Source organism: Kitasatospora sp. NPDC051914, assembly GCF_040680995.1.
Taxonomy (GTDB): Bacteria; Actinomycetota; Actinomycetes; order Streptomycetales; family Streptomycetaceae; genus Kitasatospora.
Map to the genome: position 1 here is coordinate 1 of NZ_JBFAXX010000138.1, position 6,173 is coordinate 6,173.

Consider the following 6,173-nt stretch of genomic DNA (forward strand, 5'->3'; position numbering starts at 1 on the left):
TGCAGGGGGGACCCTGTGGGAGAGTAGGACGCCGCCGAACAATTCTTCGCAGTAGCCCCGCCCGGGTCCCGGGCGGGGCTACTCGCATTTCCGGAGGGGGGAGACATTGTCGATCTGGAAGACGCGCTGTGAGGCGGGCGCGGCCGGCCTGCTGGCCGTGGCCGCAGGCCTCGGGGTCCGGGTCGCGCTGGGCGGGAGCGTGGCGAAGTATGCAGGCGATGCGCTGTACGCGGTGCTCGTGTACACGCTGGTGGTGCTCGTCGCGCCGCGGATTCGGCCGGCCAGGGCGGCCGTTGCGGCGACGCTGGTGAGTTGGGGTGTGGAGTTCTTCCAGCTCACAGGGTTGCCAGCACGGTGGTCCGAGGAGAGCGTGGTGGCCCGTCTGGTCCTCGGGTCGACGTTCAACGCACCCGACCTCCTCTGGTATGCCGTCGGCGCCGGTGCCTGTTGGGCGGTGCACCGAGGCTTGTCAGGAGGCCGTGGAAGGATGCGCGCGGCACGGGAGGAGAAGTGAGATGCCTGGTGGGGTCTGGCGACTGACGCGACAGACGGAACTCGTCGGTGAGGTCGACATCGACGAGGGCGACTTTCCCTGGTTGGGCGGTGTGTTCCGTCCGGGGCCGGCCTGGGCGGCGGTGGCGCCGTGGTTCGCCGAGACGTTGGCGCTGCTGGAGGAAGAGGAGTGCGAGCGCTTCGACGAGGCGTACGACCGGATCGCCGAGAATCTGACGTTCTCCTCACCGGACGGGCCGGTGGCCGAGTTCCTGCTGCACATCGAGGGCGACCGGGCATGGTTCCGCTGGAGCGACGAGCCGTTCGACGCGGACTGAGGCACTCGCCGTCAACTCGTGGCAACAGGGGCGGGCGGGGGCGGGGGAACGTCGCGCATGTGGCGGAGCGGGGAGAAGAACACGAACCAGCCGGCCGCCCACGCACCGACGAAGGCCAGCCAGAGTGCGGGCCGCACCCCGATCAGCGTGCCGAGTGCTCCGCCCAGGACGCCGCCGATCGGCAGTGTGCCCCACACGACCCAGCGGACGGCCGCGTTCATCCGGCCCATCAGCTCCGGCGGTGTCACCGACTGCCGGTAGCTGAGCTGTGCGACGTTGTAGACCATCGCGGAGAAGCCCGTGACGGCCCAGCCCAGCGGGAACAGCAGCACCCCCCAGCCTCGCCAGGCGGCCGCCGCGACGACCTGCGGCGCGCTGAACACCAGCATCGACACCCAGATGATCCGCGCCGAGCCGATCTTCTCGGCGAGGCGGCCGGCGAACACACCCCCGGCGATGCCGCCGACGGCCGAGCCCGCCATGATCAGCCCGGTCAGCGCGGGTGGCACGTGCAACTCCCGGACGAGGAAGACCATCGCCAGCGCCGACGTCATGCCGCCGAACAGGTTCGCGGTGCCCGTGCACGCCACGACCCTGCGCAGGATGCCGTGCCCGAAAACGAACTTCAGCCCCTCGGCGATCCGGCGCCGCAATGTCTCGTCCGCCGGCCGCGCGGGCGGCGGATCCTCCCGGGTCCTGATCCCGAGGATCGACAGGACCGAGACCGCGTAGGAGACCGCGTCGGCCGTCATCGCCCCGGCGGCACCGAACAACCAGACCAGCCCGCCGCCCATGCTCGGTCCGCCGAGCTGCGCGAACTCCTGGGTGGTCCCGAGCTTGCCGTTGGCGCTCATCAGGCGATCGGCACGGACGAGTGACGGCACGTAACTCTGGTACGAGACGTCGAAGAACACCGAGCACACACCGGCAGCCACGGCGACCACGTACAGCTGTGCCATCGTCAGGACGTCGAACGCCGCCGCCACCGGGACCGAGCCGATGATCACCAGTCGGAGGAGGTTGCAGACGATCATGACGGAACGCTTGGCAGCGCCGTCCACCATCGCACCGGCCGGCAACGCGATCACCGCGAACGCCAGCGTGGTGGCCGCGGTCAGCAGCCCGACCTGGAAGGTGCTCGCCTCGAGCACGACGAGCGCGAGCAGCGGCAGCGCGACCTGGGTGACCGCCGATCCCATCTCACTGACCGTCTGGCCGCTCCACAGCAGCATGAAATCCCGCTGACGCCAGAGGCTCGGACCATCGGTCTTCGCCCCGGCATCCTGTAAATCCTGCGTCACTTCCGTCACTGCACCGACTCCGCTCTCGGATCCGCGGCCCGGGCCGGCCGCTGATCACCAACACGTCGGCACGGTGCTCCCGGTTCTCGCCGGCATCTCCCGGGACCTCGACGGGAGCCTCAGCCGGCGGAGTCCAGCACGGCCGCGGCGATCTCCCTGACACGGTCCATGGTGATGCCGGTGCGCTGCTCGACGGCGAGCGGATGGTCGGTGGGTTCCAGATCGATCCACGGCCGTTCGCCGACCGGGCGGGTGTGCAGCCGGGTCTTGAGGTTGATCGTGGTGGGGCGGTAGATCGGCAGCTCGGTGGAGAACCACCCGAAGTACGGCGGCTCGTTCTCGCGTCCGGGCGTGTCCCAGACCTCGGCGGCGCGGGCGAAGTTGGTGGCGCTCAGCGAGACCCACACGCCCCAGGAGAAGACCTCGTCGCTGCCGATCACCGGGATCTCGACCAGGCCGCGGACGAAGAAGTGCTCGCCCTTGATCACGCACTGGTCGGAGGAGAGCAGGCTGTCCGGGTCCTCCGCCAGCGACTCGTCCCAGTGGGCAGGCGCCGGGCTGGAGAAGTTCATCGGGACGTCGCTGTGGTGGCTGTTGCAGCAGGTGCAGGTGAAGCCGTGCTCGGAGGACATGCCGCCGACCCTAACCCGGCCCTGCGACGGCCGACCGCCCGGGTCAATGACGGCCGACGGCCGGAGGCCGGCACGGCCCGGGACGGTGCCGATGCCTACCGTGCCGGGTCAGGTGGCGCGGGTGCCGTCGAGGGTCTCGCGGATGATGTCGGCGTGGCCGGCGTGCCGGGCGACTTCCTCGATCATGTGCAGGAGCACCCAGCGCAGGTTGCGGTGGGCGAGCTTCGGCCACGCGCACGGGGCCTCCAGGTCGGTGGCCGCGACGATCTCGCGGCCGGCGGCGACCTGCTCCTCGTAGTACGCGAGCCAGTGCGGGACCGTGTCGTGCTCGCCCAGGGCGAAGTCGTCGTCCGCACCGCCCTCGGCGTGCGGCCACTCGTCGGGGAAGTACCGGCCGGCCAGGATCACCTGGAACCAGCGGCGCTCCCACAGGGCGTTGTGCTTCAGCAGCCCGAGCAGGGTCAGCGAGCTGGAGGTGGGAGCCTTGCGGACGTCCGCCTCGCTGATGCCGTCCAGAGCACGGAGCAGAGCGGCGCGCTGCTTGTCGAGGAACCCGCAGAGGGCGTCCCGCTCGGTGGCGGTGGAGAACCGGGGGGTCGTCATGTTCCGCGACCCTACCGAGTGAGGGACGGGGCGGCGCCGGCACAGGGTGGAGCGATGATGCCGGGAGGGATGCGGGACGCCCCGGCCGCGGGGGCTCGGGGCGTCCGATTCGTCGAAGGGGAGGCCGGGGTGTCAGCCGGACTTGGCGGCGCGGCGCTCGGCCTTCGCGGTGGCCTCGGCCTCGTCGGCGGCCTCGGCCTGCTCGGGGGTGGGGGCGGTGCCGCCGAGGTGGGCGGGGAGCCACCAGCTGTCCTCGGGGCCGGCGGGCTTGGCCGGGTACTCGCGCTGGGCGCGGTCGAGCATCTCGGTCATGGCCGCGCGGAGCCGGCGGGTGACCATGACCGGCTTGTCCTGCGGGGTGAGCTCGATCGGCTCGCCGATCATGACGGTGATCGGGACGTGGCGCTTGGTGAGGGTCTTCGGGCGGCCCTTGGTCCACAGCTGCTGGGTGCCCCAGAGGATGACGGGCAGCAGCGGGGTGCCGGACTCGGCGGCCATCCGGGCCGCGCCGGTCTTGAACTTCTTCAGCATGAACGAGCGGCTGATGGTGGCCTCGGGGAACACGCCGACGATCTCGCCCTCGCGCAGCGCCTTCACGGCGGCGTCGTAGGCGGGCTGGCCGTCCGTGCGGTCGACCGGGATGTGCCGCATGCCGCGCATCAGCGGGCCCGAGATGCGGTGCTTGAAGACGTCGTCCTTCGCCATGAAGCGGGTCAGGCGCTTGCCGCCGCGCCAGGGGCCGAGGCCGGCGAAGATGAAGTCGAGGTAGCTGATGTGATTGCTCACCAGGACGGCGCCGCCGGCCGCGGGGACGTGCTCGGCGCCGACGATCGAGATCCGCAGGTCGAGCGCCTTGAACGCGGTCAGTGCGGCGCGGATCACCGGCGGGTACACGAACTCAGCCACGGTCAGCCCTACTTCTCGTCGGGCCTGATGCCCGGTCCGGCGGTACCCGGGCCGCGGGGCCGACCGGCGAGGGCGCGGCACGCCGCGGCGGCCACGGGTGTTTCAGCCCGATGATCCCCCGAAGACGTGCCCGCTGTCACGTGGGGGTGTCCGCGGGGCGCGATTTCGGCGGAGAGTTCTACATCACGTGAGACCTGCGTCTCATTCGGGAACTCGCTTGATTGCCGCCCGCTCGCTGCTGTTTTGCCCGCCCGCCCGCCTGCTTTCGGCGCCGGCGGGCCCTTCGGCTCGGGGCGGTGCCGCTTCCTCCCTCCGCCTTCGGCTCGGGGCGGGGTTCAGGCGCGGGCGCCGATCCGGGCGCCGCCGCGGCGCAGGAGCAGGTAGGCCTCGCAGCCGAGGCAGCAGCCGAAGGCGGCGTTGAGGAAGGCCGCGGCGAGGGCCGGCCCGGTGGCCGCCAGGCCCAGCCAGTCGGCGCCGGAGAGGAAGCCGGCGGTGCCGGCGAGGGCGAAGGCGAGGCCGACGCCCTGGGCGAAGCGCGGCGGCCGGGCGTCCTCGAGCTCCCGCGGCGGCCCGAGCCGGGGCCGGACCAGGGTGCGGTAGACGAAGCCGTACGGGGAGTGCTGCACGCCGGCGAGGGCGCCGACGGCGAAGACCGTCGTCTGGACGGCGAGCAGGGCGCCGCTGCCGGTGATCAGGGCGGCGGCGAGCACGACGGAGGTGAGGGCGGCCGCGAAGCGCGGGCCGCGGGGGTCGATCTGCATGGAGGGGGACTCCTGGGGCGCGAACCGGTGGGGGCCTGTCCGGCCGCTCGTGGCGGCCGCGGTCAGCGACAGCGGGACGCGGTGGCCCGGCACAGGTCGACCACGCGGCGGGTGGTCAGCCGGGGCAGCCGGGGGCGCGGGGAGTCCATGCGGAGGATCGTAGGGGGCGGCCGGGTGCGTGGTCGAGCGCTGAGCGGCGCAAGGGCCGGGGGAGGTGGTGGGCCACACTGGTGCGGTGACCGGTTTGGTGGTGTGCGGCGTGGTGCTGGTGCTGGCGAGCGCCTTCGGGCTGCTGCGTGCGCACCGGGACGGGAGGCTGCGGGTGCGGGCGAAGGACGGTGCGGTGCGGCTGTCGGCGGCGGACCTGGGCGGGGAGCTGGGGGAGCGGGCGACGCTGGTGCAGTTCTCGACCGCGTTCTGCCAGCCCTGCCGGGCGACCCGCCGGGTGCTGGCCGAGGTGTCGGGCATGGTCGAGGGGGTGGCGCACGTGGAGATCGACGCGGAGGCCGAGCTCGACCTGGTGCGCCGGCTGGACATCCTGCGCACCCCCACGGTGCTGGTGCTCGATGCGACCGGCCGGGTGATCCGCCGCGCGTCGGGCCAGCCGCGCCGGGCCGATGTGATCGCGGCCCTCGGCGAGGCCGTCTGACCGGGGGCGAGGCCGTCCGACCGGCGGGCCCGGGCCTCCGGGAAGGCCGTCGATCTTCGGGGCCGTTGTCAAGACCTTCAATCTCACAGCCCGATCTGCCGCCCGGTCAGGTGGTACGGGGCGCCGCCTGGGGCAGGATGGGCGCAGACGGTGGTGCAGCCGTCCCGGAAGCCTGTCGGACAGTGTGTGCGGCGGCGGTCGGGACGCTCGGCCGGGGCCCGCAGCGCTAAGCTACTGGCCAGTAGCATGCGTGGCTACTGGCGAGTATGCTGCCAGGAAGTTCCGGACGGGCGCAGGAAGACGTGGCCCGCGTGGGGCCGGAGCGTGCGCTCTGCCCATCTGCACCGCCGCAGCCGCCGGACAGGACCAGTACAGGAGACAGGCCGTGAGCTTGAGGATCGTTGTCTGTGTGAAGTACGTGCCCGACGCGACCGGTGACCGTCGCTTCGCGGACGACACCACCACCGACCGGGATGGCGTGGACGGCCTCC

The 6,173-nt window shown here is 72.2% G+C and carries 8 protein-coding genes and 1 pseudogene; 4 read left to right on the top strand and 5 right to left on the bottom strand.

Annotated features, from left to right (window positions below; genetic code table 11):
* Positions 1-106 precede the first annotated feature (106 nt).
* Both AB0M03_RS39150 and AB0M03_RS39155 read left to right on the top strand, forming a co-directional pair.
* The gene (locus tag AB0M03_RS39150; protein WP_363501453.1) at positions 107-514 is read left to right on the top strand and encodes a DUF2809 domain-containing protein; all 408 of its coding nucleotides are present in this window, start codon (positions 107-109) and stop codon (positions 512-514) included.
* A 1-nt stretch (position 515) separates the two neighbouring features.
* Positions 516-830 (top strand): hypothetical protein, encoded by a 315-nt coding sequence (locus tag AB0M03_RS39155; protein WP_363501456.1) that lies wholly within the window; start codon positions 516-518, stop codon positions 828-830.
* Positions 831-841: 11 nt separating this feature from the next.
* On the opposite strand, the gene AB0M03_RS39160 is transcribed toward AB0M03_RS39155, so the two are convergent.
* The 5 genes from AB0M03_RS39160 to AB0M03_RS39180 form a co-directional block, all read right to left on the bottom strand.
* The gene (locus AB0M03_RS39160; RefSeq protein ID WP_363501459.1) at positions 842-2,140 is read right to left on the bottom strand and encodes an MFS transporter; all 1,299 of its coding nucleotides are present in this window, start codon (positions 2,138-2,140) and stop codon (positions 842-844) included.
* Positions 2,141-2,250: 110 nt separating this feature from the next.
* Positions 2,251-2,763, bottom strand: coding sequence for a DUF2199 domain-containing protein (locus tag AB0M03_RS39165; protein WP_363501462.1), 513 nt, complete (start codon positions 2,761-2,763; stop codon positions 2,251-2,253).
* A 108-nt stretch (positions 2,764-2,871) separates the two neighbouring features.
* Positions 2,872-3,366 (bottom strand): DinB family protein, encoded by a 495-nt coding sequence (locus AB0M03_RS39170; protein ID WP_363501465.1) that lies wholly within the window; start codon positions 3,364-3,366, stop codon positions 2,872-2,874.
* Positions 3,367-3,498: 132 nt separating this feature from the next.
* Complete coding sequence (locus tag AB0M03_RS39175) at positions 3,499-4,272, bottom strand: lysophospholipid acyltransferase family protein (protein ID WP_363501468.1); 774 nt, start codon at positions 4,270-4,272, stop codon at positions 3,499-3,501.
* Positions 4,273-4,607: 335 nt separating this feature from the next.
* Positions 4,608-5,033: a DUF4395 domain-containing protein gene (locus AB0M03_RS39180; RefSeq protein ID WP_363501471.1), complete on the bottom strand. Its 426-nt coding sequence runs from the start codon at positions 5,031-5,033 to the stop codon at positions 4,608-4,610.
* Between the two features lie 235 nt (positions 5,034-5,268).
* Here AB0M03_RS39180 and AB0M03_RS39185 point away from each other — a divergent pair, with 235 nt between their 5' ends.
* Complete coding sequence (locus AB0M03_RS39185; protein WP_363501474.1) at positions 5,269-5,682, top strand: thioredoxin family protein; 414 nt, start codon at positions 5,269-5,271, stop codon at positions 5,680-5,682.
* A gap of 385 nt (positions 5,683-6,067) precedes the next feature.
* Positions 6,068-6,173 (top strand): annotated as a pseudogene (locus AB0M03_RS39190) (electron transfer flavoprotein subunit beta); the annotation flags it as partial.